This is a genomic window from Nocardia acididurans, from assembly GCF_016741815.1.
In the GTDB taxonomy this organism is placed as follows: Bacteria; Actinomycetota; Actinomycetes; order Mycobacteriales; family Mycobacteriaceae; genus Nocardia; species Nocardia acididurans.
The window spans coordinates 202,947-229,380 of sequence record NZ_JAERRJ010000010.1 but is presented as its reverse complement, the minus strand read 5'-3'; the positions used below and the strand labels follow the sequence as shown (position 1 = coordinate 229,380).

Annotated in this window: 30 protein-coding genes and 1 riboswitch; of the genes, 13 read left to right on the top strand and 17 right to left on the bottom strand. The window is 68.6% G+C overall.

Going from position 1 to position 26,434, the window contains the following annotated elements; genetic code table 11:
- Positions 1 to 59: 59 nt before the first annotated feature.
- Positions 60 to 234, top strand: a riboswitch (M-box (ykoK) riboswitch).
- A 292-nt stretch (positions 235 to 526) separates the two neighbouring features.
- From JK358_RS26270 to mgtA, 3 genes are all read left to right on the top strand, one after another.
- Positions 527 to 715 (top strand): hypothetical protein, encoded by a 189-nt coding sequence (locus JK358_RS26270; RefSeq protein WP_201952741.1) that lies wholly within the window; start codon positions 527 to 529, stop codon positions 713 to 715.
- A gap of 110 nt (positions 716 to 825) precedes the next feature.
- Positions 826 to 1,560, top strand: coding sequence for a DUF8020 domain-containing protein (locus tag JK358_RS26265; protein ID WP_201952063.1), 735 nt, complete (start codon positions 826 to 828; stop codon positions 1,558 to 1,560).
- A gap of 10 nt (positions 1,561 to 1,570) precedes the next feature.
- Positions 1,571 to 4,315 (top strand): magnesium-translocating P-type ATPase, encoded by a 2,745-nt coding sequence (mgtA, locus tag JK358_RS26260; RefSeq protein WP_307817752.1) that lies wholly within the window; start codon positions 1,571 to 1,573, stop codon positions 4,313 to 4,315.
- A gap of 10 nt (positions 4,316 to 4,325) precedes the next feature.
- On the opposite strand, the gene JK358_RS26255 is transcribed toward mgtA, so the two are convergent.
- Positions 4,326 to 4,736 (bottom strand): MarR family winged helix-turn-helix transcriptional regulator, encoded by a 411-nt coding sequence (locus JK358_RS26255; protein ID WP_201952060.1) that lies wholly within the window; start codon positions 4,734 to 4,736, stop codon positions 4,326 to 4,328.
- Between the two features lie 71 nt (positions 4,737 to 4,807).
- Between JK358_RS26255 and JK358_RS26250 the strand changes: the two genes are divergently transcribed.
- Both JK358_RS26250 and JK358_RS26245 read left to right on the top strand, forming a co-directional pair.
- On the top strand, positions 4,808 to 5,167 hold the full coding sequence (locus JK358_RS26250) for a DMT family transporter (RefSeq protein WP_201952058.1): 360 nt from the start codon (positions 4,808 to 4,810) through the stop codon (positions 5,165 to 5,167).
- Positions 5,168 to 5,235: 68 nt separating this feature from the next.
- The gene (locus tag JK358_RS26245; RefSeq protein WP_201952054.1) at positions 5,236 to 5,553 is read left to right on the top strand and encodes a DMT family transporter; all 318 of its coding nucleotides are present in this window, start codon (positions 5,236 to 5,238) and stop codon (positions 5,551 to 5,553) included.
- Here the strand turns inward: JK358_RS26245 and hisF are convergent, their stop codons facing one another.
- The 5 genes from hisF to JK358_RS26220 all read right to left on the bottom strand — a co-directional run bounded on the left by hisF (position 5,554) and on the right by JK358_RS26220 (position 9,785).
- Positions 5,554 to 6,327, bottom strand: coding sequence for an imidazole glycerol phosphate synthase subunit HisF (gene hisF, locus JK358_RS26240; RefSeq protein WP_201952051.1), 774 nt, complete (start codon positions 6,325 to 6,327; stop codon positions 5,554 to 5,556). It abuts the gene before it with no gap.
- Complete coding sequence (locus JK358_RS26235; protein WP_201952049.1) at positions 6,324 to 7,142, bottom strand: inositol monophosphatase family protein; 819 nt, start codon at positions 7,140 to 7,142, stop codon at positions 6,324 to 6,326. Before JK358_RS26235 ends, hisF begins: the two co-directional genes overlap by 4 nt.
- Positions 7,143 to 7,147: 5 nt before the next feature.
- A complete protein-coding gene (gene priA / locus JK358_RS26230; RefSeq protein ID WP_201952047.1) occupies positions 7,148 to 7,879 on the bottom strand; it encodes a bifunctional 1-(5-phosphoribosyl)-5-((5-phosphoribosylamino)methylideneamino)imidazole-4-carboxamide isomerase/phosphoribosylanthranilate isomerase PriA in 732 nt (243 codons plus the stop codon).
- Positions 7,880 to 7,951: 72 nt separating this feature from the next.
- Positions 7,952 to 8,584, bottom strand: coding sequence for a hypothetical protein (locus JK358_RS26225; RefSeq protein WP_201952044.1), 633 nt, complete (start codon positions 8,582 to 8,584; stop codon positions 7,952 to 7,954).
- A complete protein-coding gene (locus tag JK358_RS26220) occupies positions 8,577 to 9,785 on the bottom strand; it encodes a hypothetical protein (RefSeq protein ID WP_201952041.1) in 1,209 nt (402 codons plus the stop codon). Before JK358_RS26220 ends, JK358_RS26225 begins: the two co-directional genes overlap by 8 nt.
- Positions 9,786 to 9,945: 160 nt before the next feature.
- Here JK358_RS26220 and JK358_RS26215 point away from each other — a divergent pair, with 160 nt between their 5' ends.
- From JK358_RS26215 to JK358_RS26200, 4 genes are all read left to right on the top strand, one after another.
- Positions 9,946 to 10,308: a hypothetical protein gene (locus JK358_RS26215; protein WP_201952037.1), complete on the top strand. Its 363-nt coding sequence runs from the start codon at positions 9,946 to 9,948 to the stop codon at positions 10,306 to 10,308.
- A gap of 18 nt (positions 10,309 to 10,326) precedes the next feature.
- Positions 10,327 to 10,857, top strand: coding sequence for a hypothetical protein (locus tag JK358_RS26210; protein ID WP_201952034.1), 531 nt, complete (start codon positions 10,327 to 10,329; stop codon positions 10,855 to 10,857).
- A 72-nt stretch (positions 10,858 to 10,929) separates the two neighbouring features.
- Complete coding sequence (locus JK358_RS26205; RefSeq protein WP_201952031.1) at positions 10,930 to 11,145, top strand: hypothetical protein; 216 nt, start codon at positions 10,930 to 10,932, stop codon at positions 11,143 to 11,145.
- On the top strand, positions 11,138 to 11,452 hold the full coding sequence (locus JK358_RS26200) for a hypothetical protein (RefSeq protein ID WP_201952028.1): 315 nt from the start codon (positions 11,138 to 11,140) through the stop codon (positions 11,450 to 11,452). Before JK358_RS26205 ends, JK358_RS26200 begins: the two co-directional genes overlap by 8 nt.
- A gap of 16 nt (positions 11,453 to 11,468) precedes the next feature.
- Here JK358_RS26200 and JK358_RS26195 read toward each other — a convergent pair whose 3' ends face one another.
- From JK358_RS26195 to JK358_RS26145, 11 genes are all read right to left on the bottom strand, one after another.
- A complete protein-coding gene (locus JK358_RS26195; protein ID WP_201952025.1) occupies positions 11,469 to 11,921 on the bottom strand; it encodes a MarR family winged helix-turn-helix transcriptional regulator in 453 nt (150 codons plus the stop codon).
- 52 nt (positions 11,922 to 11,973) lie between these two features.
- On the bottom strand, positions 11,974 to 12,612 hold the full coding sequence (gene hisH, locus JK358_RS26190) for an imidazole glycerol phosphate synthase subunit HisH (protein ID WP_201952022.1): 639 nt from the start codon (positions 12,610 to 12,612) through the stop codon (positions 11,974 to 11,976).
- Positions 12,609 to 13,223 carry an imidazoleglycerol-phosphate dehydratase HisB gene (gene hisB, locus JK358_RS26185; protein WP_201952019.1) on the bottom strand — a complete coding sequence of 205 codons (615 nt, stop codon included), beginning with the start codon at positions 13,221 to 13,223 and terminating at the stop codon, positions 12,609 to 12,611. The genes hisH and hisB overlap by 4 nt, the downstream gene beginning before the upstream one ends.
- A 38-nt stretch (positions 13,224 to 13,261) precedes the next feature.
- Positions 13,262 to 14,419 (bottom strand): histidinol-phosphate transaminase, encoded by a 1,158-nt coding sequence (locus JK358_RS26180; protein WP_307817751.1) that lies wholly within the window; start codon positions 14,417 to 14,419, stop codon positions 13,262 to 13,264.
- Positions 14,416 to 15,753, bottom strand: coding sequence for a histidinol dehydrogenase (hisD, locus tag JK358_RS26175; protein ID WP_201952016.1), 1,338 nt, complete (start codon positions 15,751 to 15,753; stop codon positions 14,416 to 14,418). The genes JK358_RS26180 and hisD overlap by 4 nt, the downstream gene beginning before the upstream one ends.
- Positions 15,754 to 15,850: 97 nt before the next feature.
- A complete protein-coding gene (yidC, locus tag JK358_RS26170) occupies positions 15,851 to 16,615 on the bottom strand; it encodes a membrane protein insertase YidC (protein WP_201952013.1) in 765 nt (254 codons plus the stop codon).
- An 89-nt stretch (positions 16,616 to 16,704) separates the two neighbouring features.
- On the bottom strand, positions 16,705 to 16,998 hold the full coding sequence (locus tag JK358_RS26165; protein ID WP_201952632.1) for a DUF6412 domain-containing protein: 294 nt from the start codon (positions 16,996 to 16,998) through the stop codon (positions 16,705 to 16,707).
- A gap of 133 nt (positions 16,999 to 17,131) precedes the next feature.
- A complete protein-coding gene (locus JK358_RS26160) occupies positions 17,132 to 17,737 on the bottom strand; it encodes a maleylpyruvate isomerase family mycothiol-dependent enzyme (RefSeq protein ID WP_201952010.1) in 606 nt (201 codons plus the stop codon).
- A gap of 76 nt (positions 17,738 to 17,813) precedes the next feature.
- Positions 17,814 to 19,415 (bottom strand): serine/threonine-protein kinase, encoded by a 1,602-nt coding sequence (locus JK358_RS26155; protein ID WP_201952007.1) that lies wholly within the window; start codon positions 19,413 to 19,415, stop codon positions 17,814 to 17,816.
- Positions 19,416 to 19,644: 229 nt separating this feature from the next.
- Positions 19,645 to 20,559 carry an arylamine N-acetyltransferase family protein gene (locus JK358_RS26150; RefSeq protein WP_201952005.1) on the bottom strand — a complete coding sequence of 305 codons (915 nt, stop codon included), beginning with the start codon at positions 20,557 to 20,559 and terminating at the stop codon, positions 19,645 to 19,647.
- 123 nt (positions 20,560 to 20,682) lie between these two features.
- On the bottom strand, positions 20,683 to 21,642 hold the full coding sequence (locus JK358_RS26145) for an NAD-dependent epimerase/dehydratase family protein (protein ID WP_232851906.1): 960 nt from the start codon (positions 21,640 to 21,642) through the stop codon (positions 20,683 to 20,685).
- Positions 21,643 to 21,736: 94 nt separating this feature from the next.
- On the opposite strand from JK358_RS26145, the gene JK358_RS26140 reads away from it, so the two are divergent.
- The 4 genes from JK358_RS26140 to JK358_RS26125 all read left to right on the top strand — a co-directional run bounded on the left by JK358_RS26140 (position 21,737) and on the right by JK358_RS26125 (position 26,400).
- Positions 21,737 to 24,226: an FtsX-like permease family protein gene (locus JK358_RS26140; RefSeq protein ID WP_201951998.1), complete on the top strand. Its 2,490-nt coding sequence runs from the start codon at positions 21,737 to 21,739 to the stop codon at positions 24,224 to 24,226.
- Between the two features lie 76 nt (positions 24,227 to 24,302).
- Positions 24,303 to 25,481: a winged helix DNA-binding domain-containing protein gene (locus tag JK358_RS26135; RefSeq protein ID WP_201951995.1), complete on the top strand. Its 1,179-nt coding sequence runs from the start codon at positions 24,303 to 24,305 to the stop codon at positions 25,479 to 25,481.
- Positions 25,482 to 25,648: 167 nt separating this feature from the next.
- A complete protein-coding gene (locus JK358_RS26130; protein ID WP_201951992.1) occupies positions 25,649 to 26,134 on the top strand; it encodes a tellurite resistance TerB family protein in 486 nt (161 codons plus the stop codon).
- Between the two features lie 86 nt (positions 26,135 to 26,220).
- Positions 26,221 to 26,400: a hypothetical protein gene (locus JK358_RS26125; RefSeq protein WP_201951989.1), complete on the top strand. Its 180-nt coding sequence runs from the start codon at positions 26,221 to 26,223 to the stop codon at positions 26,398 to 26,400.
- Positions 26,401 to 26,434: the final 34 nt, after the last annotated feature.

Here is a 26,434-nt window from a genome sequence, read left to right as displayed (position 1 = left end):
CCAGCGAATCTCGCATTTCTTGACTTACCGGAGAACGTGGAGCATTATCGAACCCGTTCCAAGCACCTCGATAGGTGAGGCTCCTACACGAACACAGGCCACTGATCTGACGACGTCGAGAGACGCCCAAGGTTAGGACAGGTTTTCCCGGATTAAGGGATAACCCAAAGTGGCTTCCCGGCCCCGGCCGGGACACGTCGTGTAGTGCCGAAACTTTGACGAGAGGGGTGCCCACCAGGCTCTTCGCCCTGGTCAACCCCTGTGTGCATTGCGTCGGCGCCCCCGTGCGCCCTGGCCGCCAGGAGGTGAGTACCACAGTTGAAGACCGGTGACAGTCCTTATCCGAGTGCATTCGACTGCATTCTCTCGCCCGGCCGCGGCCTGCATTCCCACTGAATCGTTCTGCGCGTCCGCGTAATCCCGCACGGCAATTGCCTGTTCCTCGGCAATTGTCCACCGAGGCATGCGCGAATTCGCTCCGAATGAATTCAGCGGTAGGTCGCGGCGCGAATTCAGGAGCATTCTCATGACCTACATCACCACCCGTCGCGGCCCCTCGGCGCTCACCTCCGCCCTGCTCGGCAGCTGCCGTCGCGGAGTCGACCGCCTCTGGGCGCGACGCAACCTCACGCCGGAAGAGCGCGCCAACCTCATGGCCTGCTACACCCCGCCGGCCATCGTCAGCGCGTCACTCGGCGTGCACACCCACCGCTAGTTGTTCGACCGGCCTCGGTGCGCGGCATCGAGGCCGGATCTCCCCGGCCCCACGAGGGCTCAGCTCTGTTCCCACGGCACATCCCTGCCGTCGATGAGGAAGACAGACCGATGAACACCAGCTTCACCATGACCCGCCTCGCCTGTCTCGGAGTGGCGGTCACCGCGCTCGGCGTCGCCGCCGCGGACCCGCACACCGCGCGTGCCACGGAAGTCGCCGCGGCACACGATATTTCGAATGCCATCGACTACACCGCGCAGATCCGCGGCAGCTCGGTGGTGGTGCACACCGCCGCGGGCTCACTGACCGTCCACAACAACCTGCTGCAGGTGCTCGATCGCGACGGCACCCTGGTCTCCGCCGTCGCGCTCAACTACCAGCTCGGCGGCCTGCGCTACCCGATCGCCGCCGAGATCCACGGCAACGAGGCGGTGCTCACGCCGGGAACCCAACGCGCACAGGCGGTTCCGATCGCCTCCGAGGCGGATGCGGTGTCGGCGACATCCATCGCCGATCCGGCGACCGAGAACTTCGACGAGGCCGTGCAGGCGGCGGACAACGAGATCAGCCTCGGCATCGCCGTCGGTAGCCTGATCGGCACCGTCCTCGGCGCCGGCGTGGGCTGTGTCGCGGGTGCGGTGGTCGGCGCCGCGCTCATGCCGCCGATCTTCATTCCGGGCGCTGCCGGAGGGTGCCTGGCCGGGATCGTGGCGGGTGCGGGGCTCGGTGTCATCGCGGGCACCATCGCCGTCGGCGGCCCGGTGGTCATTGCCAGCGCCGTCAAGTTCTTCACGACGATCGCGAATCCGCCCGCGCCCGCCGCGGATCCGACCGCAGCCGCCTGATGAGCGCGTCGTGCGCACCATTCGCGAGGAGTACCTCATGACCATGTACACACCCCTGCCCCTGGCGCCCCCGCCGGGGCTGCCGCCCGAGCGCAAGCGGCCCAGCCGCCGTGATCGCAAGGCGGCCGAACTGGAATCGCAGACGCGCGCGGTGGGGGCCAGGCTCACCGGTATCAGCGTGCAGCCCGCCAAACAGGTACTGCGCGAACTGGATTCGGCGCGGGAGGGCCTCACGCACGAGGATGCGGCGCTGCGGCTGCTCCAGTACGGGAAGAACCAGATCGCGCACGAACGGGTGCCGCACTGGACCGTGCAGCTGGCCAAGGCGTTCTGGAATCCGTTCATTCTGGTGCTGCTGTTCCTCGATCTCATCCTCTACCTGACCGAGGACGTCAAGGGCGTCATCACCATCACCACCATGATCACGATCAGCACGCTGATCCGATTCTGGCAGGAGTTCCGCTCCACCAGGGCCGCCGAGGCGCTGGCGAAGCTGGTCACCACGACGGCCGCGGTGTTCCGGCGCAGCGAGACCGAGACCCGCTGTCCGGCAACGGAAATCCCCATGACCGAGGTGGTGCCCGGCGATATCGTGCAGCTCGCCGCGGGCGATATGGTGCCCGCGGATATGCGGCTCATCGCGGCCAAGGATCTGATGCTCAGCCAGGCCGCGCTGACCGGCGAATCACTGCCGGTGGAGAAGGCCGACACCATCTCCGGCGATATCACCGGCACCGCACACGGCAATCCCGCCGAGGCCGACAACCTGGTGCTGATGGGCACCTCGGTGACCTCGGGCACCGGTATCGGCGTGGTCGTCGCGACCGGCTCGGAGACCTACTTCGGATCCATGGCCAACGGCATCGTCGGCGCGAATCCGGAGACGGCCTTCGACACCGGCGTGAAGAAGGTCAGCTTCCTGCTGATCCGCTTCATGATGGTCATGGTCCCGGTGGTGTTCGTCATCAACGGTCTCAATCAAGGGGATTGGGCCTCGGCGTTCCTGTTCGCCGTGGCCGTGGCGGTGGGCCTGACCCCGGAGATGCTGCCGGTGGTGGTGACCGCGAACCTGGCCAAGGGCGCGATGACCATGTCCAAGCGCAAGGTGGTGGTCAAGCGGCTCAACGCGATTCAGAATCTGGGCGGCATGGATGTGCTGTGCACGGACAAGACCGGCACGCTCACCGAGGACCGCATCGTGCTGGACCGCTACCTGGACATCCACGGGCGGCCCGATGACGAGGTGCTGCAGTGCGCCTACCTCAACAGCCACTTCCAGACCGGACTGCGCAATCTCATGGACCGCGCGGTCATCGACCGGGTGGACGCGGCCGAGGAGGTGGTGATCGAGAGCCGCTTCCGGCTGGTCGACGAGATCCCGTTCGATTTCGTGCGCCGCCGGATGTCGGTGGTGGTCAGCGACAATCTCGGGCACGCGAACGAGAACCAGCTGATCTGCAAGGGCGCGGTCGAGGAGGTCATCGCGCTGTGCGGGTACGCGCTGGACCGGGACATCCCGATTCCGCTGACACCGCAGATGCGCGAGCAGGTCATCAGCATCGCCGAGGCCAACAATCGCGAGGGTCTGCGGGTGCTGGCCGTCGCCACCAGGGCGGTGCCGCTGCGCGACACCTACGCGGTGACCGACGAGACCGAGATGACGCTGATCGGTTTTCTCGCCTTCCTGGATCCGCCCAAGCAGGACGCGGCGGCGGCGCTGAAAGCGCTGGCGGACAACGGAGTCGCGGTGAAGGTCGTCACCGGCGACAACGATCTGGTGGCGGCACGGGTGTGCCAGGACGTCGGCATCGATGTCGGCGAGGTGGTGACCGGCACCGCCCTGGATCTCACCCGGGACGAGGATCTGCCCGAACTCGTCGCGCGCACCAGCGTTTTCGCCAAGATCAACCCGGTGCAGAAGGCGCGCATCGTGCGGGCGCTGCAGGCCCAGGGCCGCACGGTGGGCTTCCTCGGCGACGGCATCAACGACGCGGCGGCGCTGCGCGAGGCCGATGTGGGCATCTCGGTGGACACGGCCGTGGATATCGCGAAGGAATCGGCCGACATCATCCTGCTGGAGAAGGACCTCATGGTTCTGGAGCAGGGCGTGCTCATGGGACGCCAAACCTTCGGCAACACCATGAAATACATCAAGATGACGGCGTCGTCGAACTTCGGCAATGTGTTCTCGGTGCTGGTGGCCTCGGCCTTCCTGCCGTTCCAGCCCATGCTGGCGGTGCATCTGCTGGTGCAGAACCTGCTCTACGACATCTCGCAGCTGACGATTCCGTGGGATCGGATGGATCCGGAGTATCTGCGCAAGCCGCAGAAGTGGAACGCCAAGGATCTGGGCCGGTTCATGGTGTGCATCGGCCCCACCAGCTCCATCTTCGATATGACGACCTTCGCGCTCATGTGGTTCGTGTTCCACGCCAACTCCCCCGAACATCAGACGCTGTTCCAATCCGGCTGGTTCATCGAGGGTTTGCTGTCGCAGACGCTGATCGTGCACATGATCCGGACGCAGAAGATCCCGTTCATCCAGTCGCGGGCGGCGCTGCCGGTCATGCTGACCACGGGCACCATCATGGCCATCGGCATCTGGCTGCCGTTCTCGCCGCTGGCGAGCACACTGCAGATGCAGGCGCTGCCGCTGACCTACTTCCCGTGGCTGGTGCTGACGCTGCTCAGCTACTGCTGTGTGGCGCAGCTGGCGAAGACGCTCTACATCCGCAAGTTCCACAGCTGGCTGTAGTTCGCGATTCTCATCCGAGGGCCTTGCGCAATGCGGGGCCCTCGGGTGCGTCGTCGAGGGCCGAACCCAGTGTGGCGCGGTAGGAGTCGCGTGCGGCGAGGTAGCGTTCGCGGCCGGCCGGGGTGATCACCGTGTAGACGCCGCGGCGATCATCGGGGCACAGGTCGCGGTGTGCGAAACCCGCGGCGTCCAGTCGGCCGACCAGGCGGGTGACCGAACTCTGGTTCAGGCCCAGGAGATTCGCGAGTTCCTGCATGCGCAGTTCATCGTCGGGTGCGGCGTCGAGGAAGCCGAGGGCGCGGTACTCGGACAGGCCGAGGCCGTGCGTGCGCTGCAGAACGGCGGTGAGCCGCTGTTCGACCTGCGCGTGCAGGGCGATGACGCGGTTCCACATCTGCTCGTCACGATCACCTGTTGACATCGTTTATTTGTACATGCATACTTCGATCTCAGCAAGTTACTTGCATATACATACAACTACAGGGGTTTCCAATGGCCTGGATCTATCTGCTCGTCGCCGCCGTCTTCGAGGTCGTCTTCGCACTCGCCACCAATGCCACGCACGGGTTCACCGTGCTCGGGCCGTCGCTGCTCACCGCGGCGGCCGCGTCCGGAGGGATCTTCTTCCTGAGCCTGGCGCTGAAGACGCTCGACGTGGGCGTGGGGTACACGGTGTGGACCGGCATCGGCTCGGTCGGCACGGTCACCTTCGCGTCCGTGGTGTTCGGTGAGCAGCTCACCGTGTGGAAGGCGATGGCCTTCGTCCTGATCATCGGCGGCGTGCTCGGGCTGAAACTCGCTGACACGCTTGCCAATCGGCGCAGCGTCGCCGCCGAGCCCGTCGCGGTCTGACCGCTCCGCTCCCCCACAGCCGAAATCCGTTCTCGCACTTCCCTCTCGATTATCAAGGAGTCGTCATCATGGCCTGGGTCTACCTCGGCGTCGCCATCCTCTTCGAAATCGCCTTCGCGCTGGGCACCAATGCCACCAAGGGGTTCACGCGACTGTGGCCGTCGGTGTTCACGCTGCTCGCGGCCGCGGGCGGCATCTTCACCCTGAGTCTCGCGCTGCGCACACTGGATGTCGGTGTGGGATACACGATCTGGACCGGTGTGGGCGCCATCGGCACCGTGATCCTGGGTGCGCTCATCTACCAGGAGAAGATCACGGTGCCGAAGGTGGTGTCGTTCGCGGCGATCATCGCCGGGGCCGTACTGCTGAAGGTCGCCGCCGCCTGATCAGCGGACGGTCAGGCCGTCCGCGCGCATGGCGTCCTTGACCTGACCGATGGTGAGGTCACCGAAATGGAAGACGCTGGCCGCCAGCACCGCATCCGCGCCGGACTGGACGGCGGGGGCGAAGTCCTCGACTTTGCCCGCGCCGCCGGAGGCGATCACGGGAACGGTGACGGCGGCCCGCACGGCTTTGATCATGGGCAGATCGAAACCGGCCTTGGTGCCGTCGGCGTCCATGGAGTTCAGCAGGATCTCGCCGACACCCAATTCGGCTCCGCGCACGGCCCATTCGACCGCGTCGATACCGGTGCCGCGCTTACCGCCGTGGGTGGTGACCTCCCAGCCGGAGGGGGTGGGAGCCTGGCCCTGCGGCACGGTGCGGGCATCCACCGACAGCACGATGCACTGAGAGCCGAAACGCTCCGACATCTCGCGCAGCACCTCCGGACGGGCGATGGCGGCGGTGTTCACCGACACCTTGTCCGCACCGGCGCGCAGCAGGCGATCCACATCCTCGACGGTGCGGACACCGCCGCCGACGGTGAGCGGGATGAAGATCTGCTCGGCGGTGCGGGTCACCACATCGATCATGGTGCCGCGGTCGCCGGTGGAGGCGGTGACATCGAGGAAGGTGAGCTCATCGGCGCCCTGGGCGTCGTAGGCGGCGGCCAGTTCCACGGGATCGCCCGCGTCCCTGAGGTTTTCGAAGTTCACGCCCTTGACCACGCGGCCGGCGTCGACATCCAGGCACGGGATAACGCGCACTGCCAAGGTCATTGCTCCACCTCTCCGCGGACACGGTCGACGGTCTCGCCGATCATGTCCAGTAGTTCTTCGTGCACTCCGGGCGCGGCGGCCAGCACCGAACCCGATTCGATGGTCCAGTCGCGGCCCAGCAGGTCGGTGACCACGCCGCCCGCCGCGCGCACCATGGCCACGCCCGCGGCGTTGTCCCACGGGTGATGGCCGAACACCACTGCGCCGCCGAGGATTCCGGAGGCCGTATAGGCCAGGTCGATGCCCGTCGAGCCGTGCATGCGCACCCGTCCGGAGAGGGTACTCAGCGTGCCCAGCAGATTGAAACGGAATATGCCCGGAATCCGGCCCGCCCCATCGATATTGAAGGAGCCGAAACCGATCATGGCGTCGGACAGCTTGCCGCGCTCCAGTTTCGGCAGCGGCTGGCCGTTGAGCAGCACCGGACCGTCGACGGTGGCGGCGTAGCGCTGGCCCAGCAGCGGCAGCCAGGTCAGGCCGATCACCGGGACGCCGTCACGGACCAGGGCCAGCAGCATGCCCGAGAGCGGATGCCCCGACGAATAGTTGAAGGTGCCGTCGATGGGGTCGAGCACCCAGGCGGTGCCCGAGGTCAACTGCGGGCCGCCGAATTCCTCGCCGTGCACCGGGATTCCGGTGCGTTCGGCCAGCCGCTGGGACAGCGTGCGCTCCAGCTCCAGATCCAGGGCGGTGGCGAAGTCGTTGCGGCCCTTCACCACCGCGCTCGGCGCGCCGACTCCCTCCACGAAACGCGATGCGACAGCATTGAGTTCGTCGCTCGCGATGGCGAGCAGCTCGGCGAGTTCGGCGGCCATCGGGGCTATCGGACCGCGGCGAGGGCTTCGGGCAGGGTGAATCGCCCGGCGTACAAAGCCTTTCCGATGATCGCGCCCTCCACGCCGTCCTCGGTCAGGGTGGCGATGGCGAGCAGATCGTCGAGCACCGAGATGCCGCCCGAGGCGATCACCGGGGCCTCGGCCGCATTGGCGACCTGGGCGAGCAGATCCAGATTCGGCCCGGTCAGGGTGCCGTCCTTGGAGACGTCGGTGACCACATAGCGCGAGCAGCCGTCGCGTTCCAGGCGCTCGAGCACCTCCCACAGGTCGCCGCCATCGGTCACCCAGCCGCGGCCGCGCAGCCGCCACTCGCCGTCGATGAGTTTCACGTCGAGGCCGACGGCGATCTTGTCGCCGTATTCGCCGATGGCGCGCGCGCACCAGTCCGGGTTCTCGATCGCGGCGGTGCCGATGTTCACCCGCGCACAGCCCGTGGCCAGGGCGGCCTTCAGCGAATCGTCGTCGCGGATACCGCCCGACAGCTCCACCTTCACATCCAGCTCACCGATGACCTCGGCGATCAGATCGCGATTGGAGCCCTTGCCGAAGGCGGCATCCAGGTCGACCAGATGCACCCACTCCGCGCCCGCGTGCTGCCAGGCCAGGGCGGCGTCACGCGGCGAACCGTAGCTGGTTTCGCTGCCCGCCTCTCCCTGCACGAGGCGCACGGCCTCACCATTGGCGACATCGACGGCGGGTAGCAGCACAAGACTCACGGGAGCATCTTAGTAGTTACCGCTTCTCCCCCGGCCGTCGGCCTGGGCAAATGCGGCAATGTGACCAGCGTTTCAGAACGGCCGCCCCCATTCCGTGCAGAAGGTGCCCGACGGCCGGGCGCCCCGATCCTGCGGCGGCACCTGCCCGCAGGCCCGGAACCAGCGGGTGCGACCGCGATCGTCGAAAACCTTCAGCGCGGGAGTGGCGCGGCCCATGGTGATCGGCTGCGCGCAGTCCTGCCACAGCTGATGATCCTCCGCGTCGCGGTGGTAGCTCCAGTCCAGCCAGACCCGATCCAGATCGCTGGTCGAGGCGACCAGCTCCGCCCACACGATGGGGCCGTGCGCGGGATGGCGCTGGGAGCGCAGTTCGACCCGGCGATCACGGATGGGCGTGCCGAACGCGGTGGAGAAGAGTTCCACGCTGGGGTCGATCGCGGGATCGGGCGTGAGCTCCTCCCCGCAGATCGAATAGGACATCAGCGGCGACTCGGCGGGAACGTGTTCGACCGTGGGGCGGTAGTCCCGGATCAGGGCGGCGGTCACCCCGAGCGCGATCCCCAGGCCCAGGGCCAGCGGAAGGCGCAGTCGGCGCAGCACATTCGAGCGGTCCGGCGGAACGGGTTCGCGGGGGCGCGTGTCAGCCGGTCCGGCAGCGGCGCGGGCTGCGGCCGGTGCGACCCGCGCGGGTGTGGGCTCAGTCATCGGGGCGCTCCCAACCGGTGCAGTTGTTGCGCGAGCGGCCGGGCACCGCGCGTTCCTGCGGCACGGCGGCGCAGGCGCGGAACCAGCGGCGTTCGCCGTAGGGGTCGCGCACCCGGATCCCCGGTGTCTGCAGTATCTGGTTCACCTCGGTGGCCGGGCAGGTGTAGGTCTCGACCACACCGTCACCGTCCTCGTCGGAACGCCACTCCAGCCACACCTCGTCCTGCTCGGAAACCCGGCGCACCAGGTGGGCGTAGGCGATCCACCCCGCTGTGGCCCACTCATACCGGTCCTCCGCCCGCTGCACGCGCAGTTCGACGCGCTGCGCGGCCATTGGATCCCCCGGCGGGCCGTAGCCGATATTCAACTGCACGAAGCCCGAGGAATGATGCGGCGCAATGGCTTCCGCGCACGGCGGCACCGCCGCCCGCACCGCCGCGACCACCACCCGCGTCCCGGCGAACCCGGCCACCGCACCCACCAGCAACACCACCGCCGCCAGCACCACACCACGATATCCCCGCCACGCGCCGCGACGCCTCGATGCTGTCGCGGGCTCGGATGCCGGGGCCACAGGCGTGGCGGACTCGAATACCGCAGGCGCGAGCGTGGCGGACTCGGGTACCGGGGGCGCGAGCGTAGCGGACTCGGATATCGCAGGCGCGGGCGTAGCGGGTCCGGGTACCGGGGGCGCAGACCCGGCGCAGGCCGCTTCCTCCGGGGTCGCGTTCGCGAATTCGCCTGCACCCGGGGCGGTCTCGGGTTCGGTGGGCGGGGCCGCGGGGCGATGGCGGGAGCGGCCGCGTTCGACGCGGGCGAGGCGGCGCTGTTCGGCGAGGTGGTCCCAGGCGGCGAGGAGGGCGTCGCCGATCTCGGTTTCGAGGTCGGGATGGCGGTCGGCGACCGCGCGGTCGAGGTGGACGGCGAGTTCCCGGGCGACGGCGCGGGTGGCGGGGATCGTGCTGCCCCGGAACCACTCGTAGACGCTGGAGGGTCGATTCAGGGCTCGTCCGACGTCGCCGCGCGAGACCTCGGCGAGAGCGGCGACCGCGTCCAGCAGCGCTCCGAAATCACCTGTCTCCCCGACGCTCTCGGCCGAGCGGTAGATCGCCGCGAGCGCCTCCGCCGGTGCGCTTCTGGTACCTTCCCCCGCCCCCGGGCGTGGTTCCGAGACTTCCGGAACCCCACTCTCATTCACCACGCGAACACCTTATCGGGCTCGAATCATCGCTGCTCGCAAAGACTTCCGCAGACCCGCGCAGATATCCGCACTTTCGGCCCCAGACCGATTCCCGCCAGGTTGGAGCCCGATCAACCGAACACCCGGCGCCGCCCCGCGGTCGCCGTCGAAAGGGGTAATCATGAACCTCACCCGCTACACCCGGCCACTGCTGCTGGGTCTGCTGACCGTCGCCGCGGCCGCCGGCACCACCCTCGCCTCCGGACCCGCCTCGGCCCGCGCCGATTTCGGCTGGGATGGAGGCCGCTGGGCCGATATCGATCCGGACACCGGGTGGGCCTGGGTCTCACGCGGTAATACCGACGGCGCTTCGCTGCTGCTCTACATGAACGGCCGCGACAATCCGGAATGGCTGTCGATCAAGAAGGCCGACGGCGAGACCCGGCAGTTCACCTACGATCGCCGCAAGTATCCGCGAATCTGGGGCGCGAAGCTCTGCTACTTCAATGATCAGAGCCACTGTTCCGATGTGCGCCACGTGTGAGTTCCGGAGCCGCGCACAGTGATTCGCACCATCCTGATTACCACGTCCGCCGCACTGCTGACCCTCGCGGTCGGCGCGTGCACCGGTGAGCAGGGTCCGATCGTCGTGGCCCCGGTGACCGCATCCGCGGTCGCCGGGGCCACGGCCCAGGCCACCGCCACCGCCACCGCCACCGATCAACCACCCCCGACCGCCGCCGCGTCGGAATGCGCCTACGACGATCCGGCGGCCATCGACGAACCGCTACCCGGCGGCTACGAGATCGCCGATCTGACCGCGGGCGACGCCACCGCCCAGATCTGGACCGCCGAGGCGAACGGCACCCAATACTGGTGGGCCCGAGGCGTATCCGGCTCCGGATACCTCACCGCCACCTGGGGCCCGGGCTCCGAGATCGCGTACACATGTGTGCGCGGCCCCGGCGCGGTGCGGACACCCGCCATTCCCTGGAAACTGCCCGGCGCGACCCAGGGTTCACTGCCCAACAGTCTCCAGTTCTGCCTGTCCGCGTGGTCGGCGGCGGAACCGGCCTGCTGGTCGTATTCGTAACGCGCCGTTCGAGATCGGGTCGATGTCTCGAACCGATTGAGAGGCGGTCGCTATGGCCGTACGATCGTACGTATGGCCACGAAGGTAACTGTTCTCCTGCCCGACGAGCTCGCGGTGCGGTTGAAAAAGGTTGCCGGGGAGGGGAAGCAGAGCGAGTACATCGCCCGGGCCGTCCGGCAGCGGATCCTCGAGGACGACCTGCGCAAGCTGGCCGCCTTCGAGGCCGAGCGGGGCGGCCCGGACATGTCGTTCGCACGCGAGGGCGCGCTTCCCAACCTCGATGACTGAACCCGGTGCGCAGGGCGAGATCTGGCGGGTTCGCACGCCGTCGGGGCGGGAGTTCTCGGTGGTTGTCGTGGATTCCGACGCGGTGGTGCGGCTCCGCCCCACCGTACTGTGCGCCCTGGTTCGTGAACTCCGCGATGTCCCGCCCTCGCTGGAGTTGCTCACGGTCCAGCTCCCGGGTGACTACGTCATCGCCATCCACGAACTGGCCGGTCTTCCCAAGGAATGCTTCGTAGCCCGCCAGGCCCGCCTCGCCGAGGGTTCACTCGAGGAACTCAAGATCGCCCTGCGCGCCCGCTTCGACCTGTGAGCGCCACACCCCGTGATCAGGACGGTGCGTGCTGCTCCAGTATTCGGGTGAGCAGCAGCACCAGTTGCGCCCGCTCGGCGATGGAGAAGCCGGCGAGCAGTTCGTCCTGCGCTGCGGCCAGGCGGTCGTCGAGGTCCCGCAGATGGTCGGCGCCCGCCGGAGTCAGCGAGATGATGTTGCGCCGCCGATCGGTGGGGTCCGGGCTGCGCTTCACGAATCCCCGATCGGCGAGATCATTGAGCGCGGCCACGACGTCACTGCGATCGATGCGGGTGCGCCTGCCGAGATCGGCCTGGCTGGCGGGGCCGAATTCGTCGAGGGTGACCATCAGGGCGAAGTGGTAGCGGCGGGAGCCGGTGTCTTCCAACGCCTTGTCGGTGGCTCGATTGGCAAGGATGGCTACCTGATTCACCAGGCGAGTGGGTAGGGCGCGCAGCTTGCCGGATGCTCCCGTATGGGCGATCTCCATGCGGAAACTCTAGCAATGCTCGTTGGCCCTACCCACAAAACGCCGGTGTGGGTCAGAGGGATTCGACCCAGTTGCGCAGCAGGTGGGCGCCAGCATCGCCGGACTTCTCCGGGTGGAACTGGGTGGCGGACAGGGGGCCGTTCTCGACCGCCGCCAGGAACGGAACGCCGTGTTCGGCCCAGGTGAGTTTGGCGGGGGCGATCTGGCTGCCGCCGTCCGGATCCCACGCCCAGGTCTGGGCGGCGTAGGAGTGCACGAAATAGAAGCGGGTGTCGGCGTCCATGCCCGCGAACAGGACGGTGTCGTCGGGGGCCTTCACGGTGTTCCAGCCCATGTGCGGCAGGACGGGAGCGTCCAGGCGTTCCACGGTGCCGGGCCATTCGGCGCAGCCTTCGGTTTCCACGCCGAACTCGACGCCGCGTTCGAACAGGATCTGCATGCCCACGCAGATGCCCAGGACGGGGCGGCCGCCGGAGAGGCGCTTGCCGATGATGCGGTCGCCGCGCACGGCCTTCAGGCCCGCCATGCAGGCGGCGAAGGCGCCGACGCCGGGGACCACGAGACCGTCCGCGTTCAAGGCGGTGTCGGGATCGGCGGTGACGGTCACCTCGGCGCCGGTGCGGGCCAGGGCGCGCGCGGCGGAGTGCAGGTTGCCCGAGCCGTAGTCGAGCAGGGCGAGCCTCTTGGTCATAGCGTTCCCTTGGTGGACGGCACGCCGGAGACACGCGGGTCGAATTCGACGGCGGCGCGCAAAGCCCGTGCGACAGCCTTGAATTCGGCTTCGGTGATGTGGTGCTGGTCGCGGCCGTAGAGGACGCGCACGTGCAGGGCGATACGGGCGTTGAGCGCGATCGACTCGAAGACGTGCCGGTTGAGCACGGTCGAGTAGGACGCGCCGGGGCCCGCGCTCGGAATCACGGTGTGCAGCAGGTGATCCGGTTCACCGGTGTGCACACAGTAGGGGCGGCCGGAGACGTCCACGATGGCCTGGGCGAGGGTCTCGTCCATGGGGATGAAGGAGTCGCCGAAGCGGCGGATGCCCTTCTTGTCTCCGAGCGCCTGCGCCAGCGCCTGACCGATGACGATGGCGGTGTCCTCGACCGTGTGGTGCGCCTCGATCTCGATATCGCCCTTGGCGTGCACGGTCAGGTCGAAGCTGCCGTGCTGGCCGAACGCGGTCAGCATGTGGTCGAAGAACGGGACACCGGTGGAGATGTCGGTCTTGCCGGAGCCGTCGAGATTGATCTCGACGACGATGCTGGATTCCTTGGTGGTGCGTTCCACCCGGGCGATTCGGTCCATGCTCGCTTCCGTATTCCTGGGGAGGCTTGCCTCCGCGCTCATCGCTGGATCAATTCTTCGGACGCCAATTTCGCGCTGACGCGCAGGAATTCGTCGTTCTCGGCGGCGAGGCCGATGGTGGCGCGCAGGTAGGACGGGATGCCGACATCGCGGATCAGCACACCGTCGTCCAGGTAGCGCTGCCAGGCGCGGCCCGAATCGGCGAAGTAGCCGAACAGGATGAAGTTGGCGTCCGAGGGGATCACGGCGAATCCCATGCCGCGCAGGGCTTCCGCCACCCGATCCCGCTGCGCCGCCAATTCGGCCACGCTGCCGAGGGTTTCGTCGGCATGCCGCAGCGCCGCCCGCGCGGCGGCCTGCGTGACCACCGACAGGTGATACGGCAGCCGCACCAGCAGCAGCGCGTCGATGACGGCGGGCGCGGCGGCCAGGTAACCCAGTCGCCCGCCCGCGAAGGCGAACGCCTTCGACATGGTGCGCGAGACAACGACTTTCGCCGGGTACCGGTCGATCAGCGCGAGGGCGCTGGGCGCGCTGGAGAACTCCCCGTACGCCTCGTCCACCACCACGATGCCGGGCGCGGCCTCGAGAATCCGCTCCAGATCAGCCAGCGGGATGCTGTGTCCGGTCGGGTTGTTGGGGCTGGTCACGAACACCACGTCGGGGCGGCGTTCGTGGATCACCGCCACCGCGTAATCGATATCGAGGGAGAAGTCGCCATTGCGCTTGGCCTCGACCCACTCGGTGTCGATGCCCTCGGAGATGATCGGGTGCATCGAATACGAGGGCACGAAACCTAGTGCGCTGCGGCCGGGCCCACCGAACGCCTGCAGCAGCTGTTGCAGGATCTCGTTGGATCCGTTGGCGGCCCACACATTCGACACATCGAGTGCGACGCCGGTCTGCCGGGTCAGGTAGGCGGCCAGATCGGAGCGCAGCGCCACGGCGTCGCGGTCCGGGTAGCGGTGCAGGTCGGCGGCCGCCGCGCGCACGGATTCGGCCACATCGTCGACCAGCGCCCTGCTCGGCGGGTGCGGGTTCTCGTTGGTGTTGAGCTGCACGGGCACCGTCAATTGCGGTGCGCCGTACGGGCTCTTGCCGCGCAGGTTGTCGCGCAGCGGCAGATCATCGAGGGAGATGGCGGATCCGGGTACGGTCCCGGGCGCGAGCACGGCGGGATCGGGCGCGGCGTTCACGACAGCGCTCCGAATCGCACCTGCACGGCCTGGCCGTGCGCGGGCAGATCCTCGGCATTCGCCAGCGCCACCACGTGTCCCGCGACATCCTGCAGCGCCTGCTCGGAGTAGTCCACCACGTGGATTCCGCGCAGGAAGGTCTGCACGCTCAAACCCGAGGAGTGCCGGGCGCATCCGGCGGTGGGCAGCACGTGATTGGATCCGGCGCAGTAGTCGCCGAGCGACACCGGCGACCACGCGCCCACGAAAACCGCTCCGGCACTGCGCACCTGGGCCGCGACCCCGGAGGCGTCGGCGGTCTGGATCTCGAGGTGCTCGGCGGCGTAGGCGTTCACCACCCGCAGGCCCTGGGCGATATCGTCCACGAGCACGGTGCCGGACTGCTTGCCGGACAGCGCTTCCGCGACCCGATCGTGGTGCTTCACGACCGCCATCTGCGCGCTCAGCGCGGCATCCACGGCGTCGGCCAGCTCCACGCTGTCGGTGACCAGCACGCTGGCCGCCAGCACATCGTGCTCGGCCTGCGAGATCAGGTCGGCGGCCACGTGCGCCGGATCGGCGGTGGCGTCGGCCAGGATGGCGATCTCGGTGGGCCCGGCCTCGGCGTCGATGCCGACCAGGCCGCGGCACAGGCGCTTGGCGGCCGTCACATAGATATTGCCGGGGCCGGTGATCATGTCGACCGGTTCCAATTGCGCGCCATCGGTATCGGTGCCGCCGTAGGACAGCAGCGCCACGGCCTGCGCGCCGCCGACCGCCCACACCTCCGCGACGCCGAGCAGCTTGGCGGCCGCCAGAATGGTCGGGTGCGGCAGACCGTCGAACTGCGCCTGCGGCGGCGAGGCCACGACGAGCGACTCCACGCCCGCGGCCTGCGCGGGCACCACGTTCATCACGACGCTGGACGGGTAGACGGCATTGCCGCCCGGCACGTACAGCCCGACCCGCTCGACCGGCACCCACCGCTCGGTGACGGTGCCGCCGGGCACCACCTCGGTGGTCTTGTCGGTGCGGCGCTGATCGGCGTGCACCTTGCGGGTGCGTTCGATGGCGACCTCGAGGGCGGCGCGCACGGCCGGATCCAGTTCGGCCAGCGCCCTGTCGAGTTCCGCGGCGGGCACCCGCACGGTCTGCGGCTGGACGCCGTCGAACTTCAGGCTGTACTCCTGCGCGGCCTGCACGCCCCGATCGCGGATGGCCTCCACGACCGGCCGCACGTGATGCAGCACCGAGTCCACGTCGACGCCCCCGCGCGGCAGGGCCGCGCGCAGTTCGGCAGCAGTGGGCGTACGTCCGCGCAGATCCACGCGGGCGAGCTCGATGCGGCTAGTCATAGCTGGGTGGATTCCTTGTCTGTGCTGATCATCGAAGGGGTGCTGCGAGCAGCCGAAACTGCCCGCGACCAGGTACCAGACTATCGGGTCGGCGCCATCACTTATTCGCCGGAGCCGGGGTCGGCCGATAGACCAGGTGCTGCTGCACGAACGTCCAGGCATTCTGGGTGACGAAGTAGAGCAGGATGCCGACCGGGAGGATGACGCCCGAGACGAGCGCGCCGAGCGGGAAAACCCACAGCGACAGGGTGTTCATGATGCGCACCTGCTGGGTCTCCTCGGTGCCCGCCTCGCGCTGGCGGGCGATGGCGAACCGGGCGGTGAAGTGGGTGGCGACCGCGGCGATGACGGCCAGCGGAAGCGCGACCACCGCAACCGAACCGAATGCCGCGCCCGCGTCGGCCAGGGTCGCCACCAGCGGCGCGCCCAACAGCTTCGCCTGCAGGAAGGATTCCACCTGGTCGGCGGAGAACACGTAGTTGCCGACCTCCGCGCTCTTGAACGAGCGCAGGACGTGGAACAGCCCGAAGAACACCAGGCCCTGGGCCAGCGGCGGCAGGCAGCCGCCGAGCAGGCTCACGCCGTGCTCCTGCTGCACCTTGGCCATCTCCTCGCTCTGTTTCTGGAGATCCTTCGGGTATTTGCGTTTGATCTCCTGCAGCTGCGGCTGCATTTTCTGGATCGAACGCTGGAATCGGACGGTGGCCAGGAACGGGCGCAGCAGCAGCGCCCGCAGGGTCATGACGAGGAACACGATGGCCAGCACCCAGGCCAGGCTGCCGGCCGCACCGAGTACGGCGGCGAAAGTGGTGTGCCACACCCACAGCACGGCGGACACCGGGTAATAGACGAAATCGAGCACGAGAGGACCTCACTGCGCGGCGCCCGCACACGGGCGGGCGAACGGGATTCAGGGCGGCATCGGCCCGACCCCGCGCGAATACAGCGAGGTCAGGCGGATAGCGCCCCGGGCGCTCGAGGTCGTGGACGCCCGGCGGTGTCGGGATTGCTCTGCCGTAGATAGTCGCCGCGGCGACGACGGCGCGCCGATTCGGGCGGGCCGGAATTGACGGCGACCACCGCGAGCAGCCGGGCGCGCGGCGTCAGCAGTGCGGCGGCGGTCAACGCGACCAGGACGGTCGCGCCCAGCACCACCAGCGAATTGGGCTCGGCGGCAAGGAAGATCACCGCCCACGCGGAGACGACGAGCGCCAGCACCGGCAGCGCAGTCGAATTCATCCGCATGATCACGCCTACGACAGTACCGCCGCACCCGGCACCGCGCTCGCGTCGCGCACATGTCGCACCCCACACCGGAACGCGTCCGGCCGCCGGTGAACGCGCCGGAGAGCAAGCCCGCATCCGGCGGTGGGCTGAATCAGTCGGGCAGCAGCCGTCGCCGCAGCTCCGCGACGCCGTCCCCGCGCAGGTCGTCGAGTGCGACGGGCCGTCCGACCATGGCCAGCGCCAGCGCCTCCCCCGGCCCGCGGACCAGTGGCCCCGAGCCTTTCGACCACTGGATATCGGTTGCCTCCCAGCGCAATCCGTGCGTGTTGCGCCAGGGCAGGGCGAACGGGTCCGGAGAGCCGAGGACGGCACGCAGGCGTTTCTCGGGCACCGTGCGCTCTCGCCCGAGCGGTCGCCGGATGTCCTGCTGGTGCACGAAGTTGTCGGCCAGCGCGATCCGCGGCAGGTATCGGCTGAACCAGCCGTCGGCGGCAGCGAGCCGATCGATCAACTCGGCGTTGGACAGGGTGCGGACCTGGCGGATCAAGGCCTGATTGGTGCGATCGATCGACGGGTTGCGCAGGCTCAGCAGCAGATAGCTCTGCAGGGAAACGGCATCGGTCTGTAAGTGGCACACCACATCCCGCACACTCCACCCCGCGCACAGCGACGGTGTCTCCCATTCCGCATCGCTGAGTGACCGGAGCAGTTCGACCAGTTCCGCACGCTCCGCCTGGAGCAACCCCCGCACGTTCATACCAACAGCTAACCATCGCCGGGGTCGTCCCGGTAGATGCGATCGCGCATCTACCGGGGACGAAAACCGTTGCGGCTCAGAGCTGGGTGTCGCTGTCGATGAGCAGGCCGCCGGCCGAGTTCACCACGCGCAGTTGGATATTGCTCTTGGACTGCGAGCCGGTGGTGACGCTGCCGATCATCATGTCCACGGAGCCATCGGAATTCGTGGTGGTCCCGGAGCCGCGCGCGCCACCGATGGTGCTGTAGCCGGTGATGCGGTTGTTCTTCCAGTAGTCCGCGAACGCCTGCTCGCTGCCGTACACCTTCTGCGCGGCCGGGGTCAGCCGATCCCAGGCGGCGGAGAAGTTGAGATTCACCAGCTGCCCGTAGAAATCGCTGTCGATCATATTGGCGGCGCCCAGCACATCCGCGTCGCCGACGCTCTTGGTCGAGCCGAGAGCGGACTGATTGCCCTTGGTGGTCGAGGTGGAGCCGGTGGACGAGGACGTGGTCGTACCGCCCTGTGCGCCTTGATCATCCGAGCCGTTGGAGGCCGACAGCGCGATGGCGACACCGGCGACGACGGCCACCACGGCGGCGACGGCGATCCAGATGAACTTGCGCTTGGGCGGGGCGGGTTCGTCGTCGTAGTGGTCCGGGACGGCGGCGTGCGAGCGGGTGGGCGGGCCACCGGCCGGACGCTGCGGCGGCGGGGTCTCGAGCATGGCCGCGCTCATGGCGCCGGTGGGGATGTCGGCGTTCTGCGAGGGGCGGCGTTCCATCTGCCGGGTGACCGGACGCGGCGGCGGGGCCGGGCGCTGCGGAACGGGCTGCGGGGTGCGCGGGCCGTTCGAGCGGCGGTGCGCCATCACGCGGGTGGCCTCGGCATCCGGGCCGACCTCGGCGAATTCGGCCATGGCGTCGCGGACGTCGTACATGCTCGGGCGGTCTTCGGGTTCGAAGGCGAGCAGGCCGAGCAGCAGATCCGAGAGCGGGCCCGCATTGCGGGGTTCGCTGATCTGGCCGTTGGCGGCCGCGTACAGCAGGGCCAGCGGGTTCGGGTTGGTGCCGTAGGGCGGCTCGCCCTCCAACGCGTGGAAGAGGGTGGCGCCCAGGGCGAACACATCCGCGGCCGGGCTCGGCTCGGCGCCGCGCGCGACCTCGGGGGCGAGGTAGGCGGCGGTGCCGGAGATGAGGCCGGTGGCCGTGAGCGTGACGTCACCCTTGGACTTGGCGATGCCGAAGTCGGTGATCTTCACCGCGCCGTTGTCGCCGAGCAGGATGTTGCCCGGCTTGACATCGCGGTGCACGATGCCCGCGCGGTGCGCGGCGATGAGCGCCGAGGCGGTCTGTTCGCCGATGCGCGCGACCTGCGGCAGCGGGAGCGTGCCCTGCGCGGAGAGCACTACGGCGAGGCTCTGCGAGGGCAGGTACTCCATCACCAGGCACGGGTCGCCCTCGTGTTCGGTGATGTCGAACACGACGATGGCATTGGGGTGCTGGAAGCGCGCGGCATTGCGCGCCTCTCGTGCTGCGCGCTGACGGACGATGTCCTTGTCGGCCGGCGACAGGCTCGGCTGGGTGAGGATCTGCTTGATCGCCACGGAACGTTCGAGCCGTTCATCGACGGCTCGCCAGACGACACCTGTGCCGCCGCTACCAATCCGTTCGACCAGGCGGTAATGCCCTGCGATCACTTGGCCGGTTTCGATGGCACTACTCCGAAGTTCTCCGAGACGACTGTGAATAGGCGGTTGCCCGCGTGTTTCCCCGCACGAGTGTAGCGGGCTCCGGGCGTCGCGCCGACGTCAGCGTGAGATATGAGCGAGATCTCGGTGAGATCTGGACCGCAGCCGTGTGACCTTGATGTGACAGCTGACAGATATTTGCTGGTCAGCGACCCTCACCCGCCAGCAAACATACCCATCAGTCTTCTTCGCTAGATGCCGACGCGTCGGTTTCCACACCGTCGCCCGCGTGTGCCGCGGGCCACTCACCGCGCGCCAGCACCGCCGCGTCGGCCTCGTCCAGGTCGATATCGAACACCTCCGAGAGCACCTTCGGCAGTTCCGCCGCCTCCAGCTCCCGAATCTCGCTGCTGCCGTCCGGGAATTCGACGGTCCAGGTGGTGCCGTCGAGCACGTGATGCACCTCCGGCAGGAACCGCTGCACGAACGGCCGCATGGTGAACGGCGAACGCGGCGAGGTGGATACGAAGTGGTTCCCGACCGCGTAGTCGATGCGGTACTGCGGGGTCATCGGGACGGTGTGCCGGTCGATCCAGCCGTCGCGGCCGAACTGGTACAGCGTCCACTGCTCGACACCGAGGTCGCCGGTGCCGCGCTCGAGCCGGTAACGCCATGCGCCGAGCGCGAATTCGCCGCGATCGGGAGTGAGCTCGATGGGTTCCAGCGGGCCCGCGCCGAAACCGACGTCGCACAGCCAGGCCCGGTCGTCGTCGGACGTGGTGACGCGCAGGACGGCGTGTGTGGCGGGCCGCAAACCGGTGGCGCCCATGCTGACCCGGCCGGCCAGTCCGGTCACGCCGAAGCCGAGACGTTCCAGCGCGGCGGCGAACAGGCCCACGTTCTCGTAGCAGTAGCCGCCGCGCCGACGGCGGATCATCTTGTCCTGCAAGGATTCCAGATCGAGCGGAATGCCGCGTCCGAGCAGGATCTCCAGATTCTCGAACGGCAGGCCGGTGGTGTGCGCGTACTGCAGGGCGCGCAGGGTGGCCAGGGTGGGGGTGCGCTCGCCGGTGAAGCCGATCCGGGACAGGTACGCGTCCAGGTCCAGATCCTCGCCGTTCCAGGCGTAGGACGGGTCCACCGGTGTCGTCATCGCGTACCTCCTGCTGATCGGGCTCGCCCCGCTGATCGGGTCGTCGCCTCAGGCCAACCCGGGCCGGGGCGAAACTGTTCCGGTTCCGGGCGAAACTGTTCCCTGCTTCAGGATGCCCGCTGATCAGCGCGGTGCGGCGGCCAGGGTGGCGAGGCCCTCCCGATAGGTGGGGTACCGGGGTTTCCAGCCGAGTTCGGTGCGCGCCTTGGCATTGGCGACGCGCATGGACATATCGAGCATCTGGGCGGCGGCCAGCGGCGTTCCGAGTCGCAGCACGCGCGCGGGCACCCGCAGCGGGCGGGCGGCGCCGATCGCGGCGGCCGTGGCGTCGAACATGGTGTCCCACGTGATGGATTCGTCGTCGACGATGTTGTAAGCCTGTCCGGCGCGGCCGTTTTCGAGTGCGGCGACAGTGGCCGCCGCGGCGTCCTCGATATGGACGAAACCGATATGTCCGGTGCCGGTGTTCGGCAGCGGGAACACCCGCGCCTTCAGCATCCGGGCGTACAGGTCGGAGGCTCCCGGGCCGTAGAAGATGCCGTAGCGCAGGGCGATTCCGTCGATATCCGAGGCCCGCCAGGCCCATTCCTCGGCCTCGTACAGAACCGAAAGGATGGGATCGTTGACATCGCCCTGGGCGCGGCCGAACGGGTCGAGTTCGGTGAGCGGTTCCGGCCCGTGGTCGCGAATGCCGTAGCCGAGGATCAGGGACTGGGTGAGATAGCGTGTCGCCCCGGCCTTTTCAGCGAACTCCACCAGGTTGCGGCTGCCCGTGGTGCGCAGGGCGTTCGTGCGGGCCAGCCCCGGGCTCCGGTAGTGCGTGGGCGGCGAGTACCTGTACGCGGTGAGCTCGTGAATGACCGCGTCGGCGGAGAATCCCGCTACTGCCCGCAGCAGGCTCTCACGTTCGAGGACATTGGCGAGCACCGGCGTCGCGCCCAGCGCGCGTGCCAGTTCCGCACTGCGCCCGCCGCGAGTGAGCGCGTACACCTGATGCCCGGATTGCCGCAGCGCCGCGACCAGCGGCCGCCCGATCGCTCCGGTTGCTCCCGCCACCACGACCTTCATTGCGTGCCACCCCATCTCGCCGAACCGATCTCCCCCCGCCGAGGGTAGCGCTCGTCACTGCGCTCGGAAACCGGGGACGCGCGCTGTCCCGGACACATAGCCTCGATTCATGATCGCGTTGTTGGATCGATTGCGGCTGTTCACGGTTCGTGAGTTCGCGACGCACTGGGGGCGGACGGCGGCGACCACGGTGGTGGTGGCGGTGGCCGCGGCGCTGACGGTCGCGGTGCTCGGGCTGTCGGGATCGCTGACCGGATCGATCGACCGGCTCACCGCCGGGCTGGCCGGGAACGCCGAACTGGAGGTCTCGGGCGTCACCGATTCCGGATTCCCGGAGGCGGTGCGCGCCGAGGTGGCGGCCGTGCCCGGGGTGGCGGCCGCGGTGCCGATGCTGCGCACCATCGTCGGCCAGGGCCGGGACCGGCTGCTGATCCTCGGCACGGACGCGGCCGCCGCCGCGCTGGACAGCGATATGCGCAGCGCCACGCAGGGCGACGCGGCGGCGGCGCTGCTGTCGGTGCGGGACGGGGTGCTGGTGGGTCCGGGCCTGGGCCGGGTGCCGGGCGAGGAGTTCCAGCTGGGCCGGGTGCGGGTCACCGTGGCGGGCGTACTGGACGACGAGCGCGCGGCCCGGCTCAACGGCGGGCACTACGTGCTGGCTCCCCTGGGTCTGGCGCAGCGGATCACCGGGCGCACCGGGCAGCTGGATTCGGTGCTCATCGTCGCCGCCGAGGGAACCGATCGCGGGCGGCTGCAATCCGCGATCACCACGGCGGTGGCCGGGCGGGCGCTGGTGGCCCCGCCGAGCGCGCGGGCCGGGTCCGGCGGCAACGCGATCATGATGATGCGGTTCATGTCGATCATGAGCGCCACGGTGGCGCTCGCGGTCTCGGCGTTCCTGGTCTACAACGTCATGAGTATGGCGCTGGCGCAACGCCGTTCGGTGATCTCCATGCTGCGCGCCATCGGCGGGCGCAAACAGACCGTGGTGCGCGACGTGCTGGCCGAATCGATGCTGCTGGGCGTGGCGGGCGGGACGGTCGGCGCGCTGCTCGGGATCGAGGTGGGGCGGTTGGCGGTTCAGGGGCTGCCGCCCGCGGTCACCCAGATGGTCGATGCCCGGATGGCGTATCTGCTGCCCGGATACGCTGTGCCGCTGGCGATCACGCTGTCCGCGGTGACCTGCGTCGGGGCGTCGGCGGTGGCGGCGCGGCAGGTGTACCGGGTCGCGCCGGTGGAGGCGCTCGCACCCGTGGGCGTGGGGCGCGCCGACCAGGTCTCGCGCGGGTTGCAGGTGACCGCCGCGGTGACGGCGGTGGTGCTGCTGCTCGGCGCGACGGTGATCATCCGGGCGCATCTGGGCCTGTATTCGGCTGTGGCGCTGGGCTTCGTGCTCGGCGCGCAGATCTGCCTGGCGTTCGTGGCCGCCAGGTGGCTGGTGGGCGCGGCCGCCGCGGTGACCCGCCGGTTCGGCCCGGCGGGGGTGCTGGCGGCGGTGAATATCGACCGCGCGCCGCGCCGGGTGTGGGCGACGCTCATGACCGTCACCATCGCGGTGGGGATGACGGTGACCATCACCGCCTCCAACGAGGACGCGGTGCGCGGTGCGCGTGACACCTTCGCGAGCCTGGCCGACAACGATCTGTGGGTGGCGACCTCCCCGCAGACCATGACGCCCACCGAACTGCTGCCGCCGGACGCGCTCGAAAAGGCCGCCGCTGTACCGGGAGTCGCGCGGGTGGCCGAGGGGCAGATGGCGTTCGCCACCTTCAGCGGCACCAAAGCCCTTGTCTACGGGGTGGATTCGCAGAGCAACTATTCGATGTACCGGGCGCTGGACGCGGAGTCGGCGCGGCGGGTCGTGGCGGGCGAGGGTGTGGTGCTGTCCCGGGATTTCGCCCGCACGCTGGGGGTTTCACCCGGCGACCGGATCACCGTGCAGACGCCCTCGGGGGAACAGCGAGCCGAGGTGATCACCACGGTGCCGTACTTCTCGGTGCTGGGCGGCACCGTCACCATGAGTCTGGCGCAGATGCGGGAGTGGTTCGACCGGTGCGGCTCCACCTCGCTGCAGATCGACGCCGCGCCCGGCACGGATATCGCGCGGCTGCGGGCGGATCTGCTGCAGGCGTTGCCGCCCGGACTGTTCGTCTACACCGGGCAGGACGCGCTGGACGGCATCAGCGCCTCGATCAAGCAGAGTATGGCGCTGGCGCGCGCCATGATGGTGATCGTCTCGTTCATCGCGGCCATCGCACTGCTGAACACGCTCATGCTGGCGCTGCTGGAGCGGCGGCGCGAATTGGGCATCCTGCGCGCGGTGGGTTCCACCCGCAGGTTCGCGCTGCGCATGATCCTGGTGGAGGCGGCCGGAATCGGCCTGGTCGGCGCGGCGCTGGGCGCGGTGTTCGGGCTGATCAACGAATTCGTGTACGGACTGCTGGCCACCGACATGCTGGGCATCGACATCGTCCCGCGCCCCGGACCGCTGCTGGCCGTATTCTCCGCCGCCGCATTGGTTTTGAGCCTGCTCGGCTCGATTCCCCCGGCGCTGCGGGCCGCCCGGCTGAATATCGTGGACGCGGTGAGCGCGGACTGAACCGCGGCGACGGGCAACCGAGGACGGGGGCGGGACCCTGACGACAGCACGGTGCCGTTCTGAGTAGTATTCGCGCATGCGTTCGATGGATGTGGCCGAGCGGCGGGCACGGCTGGGGGTGCGGCATCGGCTCGCGCCGGGGGTGCGCACCGACGAGGTGAGCGAGATCGCGCGCTCGCTGGTGGTGTTGCACGCCACCGACCCGGCCACGGTGTATCTGTCGGTGGCCGCGCGCAGCCACACGGTCGAACCGGGGCATATCGAGAAGGCGCTGTACGAGGATCGGACACTGCTGCGCATGCTGGCCATGCGGCGCACCATGTTCGTCGCACCCATCGAACTGGTTCCGGCGCTGCAGGCGTCCTGCGCCGACGCGCTGGCCGACAAGCAGCGAAAGACCTACGGGCGCTACGTCGAACAGGCCGGGGTCATCGAGGGCGATATCCGGGCCTGGTGGGCGGATGTCGAACGGGAGACGCATGCGGCGCTGCTGGCGCGCGGCAGTGCCACCGGCGCGCAGTTGAGCAAGGACGTGCCGCGGCTGCGCACGCAGATCGACGCCGCACCCGGCAAGCCGTATTCGAAGCCGACGAACATCACCACGTGGGTGCTCGTCGCGATGGGCGCGGAGGGCCTGATCGTGCGCGGGCGGCCGAACGGCACCTGGTCGAGCAGTCAGTACACCTGGTCGCCCATCGAATCCTGGCTGCCGGACGGCATTCCCGCGCTTCCCGCCGACCAGGCTCGCGCCGAGCTGGTGCGACAGTGGCTGCACGCCTTCGGCCCCGCCCCCGTGAGCGATATCAAGTGGTGGACGGGCTGGACGGCGGGCGACGTCAAGAAGACCCTGGCGGCACTCGACGTGGCCGAGGTGGATCTGGGCGGCACGACAGGTCTGGTGCTCGCCGACGATCTCGCGCCGGTTCCCGCCCCCGAGCCCTGGGCGGCGCTGCTGCCCGCGCTCGATCCCACGCCGATGGGCTGGCAGTCGCGCGACTGGTATCTCGGTCCGCACGCGCCCGCGCTGTTCGACCGCAATGGCAATGTCGGCCCGACCATCTGGCTGGACGGCCGCATCGCCGGCGGCTGGGCGCAGCGGGCCGACGGCGAGATCGTGTGGCGGCTGCTGGAGGACGTCGGCGCGGAGGCGAAGGCGCTCATCGAATCCGAGGCCGCGCGCATGGGGGCCTGGTACGGCGACATCCGCCCGATCCCCCGCTTCCGCACGCCGCTCGAGCGGGAGCTCACGGCCTGAACACGGGCGGTAGCGGGCCGTTGCCCGCCACCGGGGCGGGGGGCGGTTAGTCCGAATGATTTCACCGCACCTACCGTGCGGCAGGCTGTTAGGGTCGGGGCGTACAGAACACAGTTCGGGCGCGGACACGGGGGTTGTCAGTCCGAAAAATCGAGTCGGAGTGTGTCATGGCTTTCCTCAACCGTCTGATTTCCAATGCCACCTCGATCAGCCGGTTGCTGGAGAGCGCGCCCAAGTGGCGCGAACAGCTGCTCGCCAAGCGAAACGAGTTGCGCGGCGGCTCCTTCCGGGACGCCACCATGGGCATCTGCGCGCTGGTGGCCGCGGCCGACGGCGGGATCGATCCGGCCGAGCGCATGCGGGTGGCGCAGCTCATCGGCGCGGATCCGGTGCTGCAGCATTTCCCGACCGATGAATTGCGAAATCTGTTCGAGGACAACTGCAATCGCATCACCATGGATCCCGCGTTCGGGCGCGCGTATGTGATGCAGCAGATCGCCAAGGCCACCGGAAAGCCCACGGAGGCAAGGGCTGTCGTGCAGATGGGCATCATGATCGGCAATGCCGACGGCAATTTCGACGCGCAGGAAATCGCGGCGGTGAAGGAAGCCTGTCAGGTGCTGCATCTGGACCCGCAGGAATTCGGACTGTAAAGCCCCTCTAACAGCCGCTGGACATTACCCCTGCTCGTGGCGCACTCTTGGTTCGTTTGGCGTCCGAGCGAGGGGTGCTGTCAGTCATGGCGATTCAAGGGTTCCTGAATATCCTTTTCGACACGTATGCCCCGAACAGGGGGTGGCGGTACTGCTCCATGTGCGACGCCACCGGCACCGCGGGGTTCGTGAACGACAACGTGGTGTGGTGTTCGGTGTGCGGCGGCACCGGATGGACCGCCGAACCGACCTTTTATCAGCGCTGAATTCCCTTGGAATCGGACAAAATTCGCAATTCCT

Excerpts from the sequence above, each read along its gene's own strand:
- JK358_RS26250 (WP_201952058.1), top strand. The coding sequence starts at position 4,808 with ATGGCCTGGATCTATCTGCTCGTCGCCGCCGTCTTCGAGGTCGTCTTC.
- JK358_RS26245 (WP_201952054.1), top strand. The coding sequence starts at position 5,236 with ATGGCCTGGGTCTACCTCGGCGTCGCCATCCTCTTCGAAATCGCCTTC.
- JK358_RS26160 (WP_201952010.1), bottom strand. The coding sequence starts at position 17,737 with ATGAACGTGCGGGGGTTGCTCCAGGCGGAGCGTGCGGAACTGGTCGAA.
- JK358_RS26145 (WP_232851906.1), bottom strand. The coding sequence starts at position 21,642 with ATGGGGTGGCACGCAATGAAGGTCGTGGTGGCGGGAGCAACCGGAGCG.
- JK358_RS26130 (WP_201951992.1), top strand. The coding sequence starts at position 25,649 with ATGGCTTTCCTCAACCGTCTGATTTCCAATGCCACCTCGATCAGCCGG.
- hisF (WP_201952051.1), bottom strand. The coding sequence starts at position 6,327 with ATGACCTTGGCAGTGCGCGTTATCCCGTGCCTGGATGTCGACGCCGGC.
- JK358_RS26200 (WP_201952028.1), top strand. The coding sequence starts at position 11,138 with ATGACTGAACCCGGTGCGCAGGGCGAGATCTGGCGGGTTCGCACGCCG.
- JK358_RS26195 (WP_201952025.1), bottom strand. The coding sequence starts at position 11,921 with ATGGAGATCGCCCATACGGGAGCATCCGGCAAGCTGCGCGCCCTACCC.
- JK358_RS26270 (WP_201952741.1), top strand. The coding sequence starts at position 527 with ATGACCTACATCACCACCCGTCGCGGCCCCTCGGCGCTCACCTCCGCC.
- JK358_RS26215 (WP_201952037.1), top strand. The coding sequence starts at position 9,946 with ATGAACCTCACCCGCTACACCCGGCCACTGCTGCTGGGTCTGCTGACC.
- JK358_RS26255 (WP_201952060.1), bottom strand. The coding sequence starts at position 4,736 with ATGTCAACAGGTGATCGTGACGAGCAGATGTGGAACCGCGTCATCGCC.
- JK358_RS26140 (WP_201951998.1), top strand. The coding sequence starts at position 21,737 with ATGATCGCGTTGTTGGATCGATTGCGGCTGTTCACGGTTCGTGAGTTC.
- JK358_RS26125 (WP_201951989.1), top strand. The coding sequence starts at position 26,221 with ATGGCGATTCAAGGGTTCCTGAATATCCTTTTCGACACGTATGCCCCG.
- JK358_RS26225 (WP_201952044.1), bottom strand. The coding sequence starts at position 8,584 with ATGACTGAGCCCACACCCGCGCGGGTCGCACCGGCCGCAGCCCGCGCC.
- hisD (WP_201952016.1), bottom strand. The coding sequence starts at position 15,753 with ATGACTAGCCGCATCGAGCTCGCCCGCGTGGATCTGCGCGGACGTACG.
- hisH (WP_201952022.1), bottom strand. The coding sequence starts at position 12,612 with ATGACCAAGAGGCTCGCCCTGCTCGACTACGGCTCGGGCAACCTGCAC.
- JK358_RS26135 (WP_201951995.1), top strand. The coding sequence starts at position 24,303 with ATGCGTTCGATGGATGTGGCCGAGCGGCGGGCACGGCTGGGGGTGCGG.
- JK358_RS26265 (WP_201952063.1), top strand. The coding sequence starts at position 826 with ATGAACACCAGCTTCACCATGACCCGCCTCGCCTGTCTCGGAGTGGCG.
- JK358_RS26150 (WP_201952005.1), bottom strand. The coding sequence starts at position 20,559 with ATGACGACACCGGTGGACCCGTCCTACGCCTGGAACGGCGAGGATCTG.
- JK358_RS26205 (WP_201952031.1), top strand. The coding sequence starts at position 10,930 with ATGGCCACGAAGGTAACTGTTCTCCTGCCCGACGAGCTCGCGGTGCGG.
- hisB (WP_201952019.1), bottom strand. The coding sequence starts at position 13,223 with ATGGACCGAATCGCCCGGGTGGAACGCACCACCAAGGAATCCAGCATC.
- JK358_RS26235 (WP_201952049.1), bottom strand. The coding sequence starts at position 7,142 with ATGGCCGCCGAACTCGCCGAGCTGCTCGCCATCGCGAGCGACGAACTC.
- JK358_RS26165 (WP_201952632.1), bottom strand. The coding sequence starts at position 16,998 with ATGCGGATGAATTCGACTGCGCTGCCGGTGCTGGCGCTCGTCGTCTCC.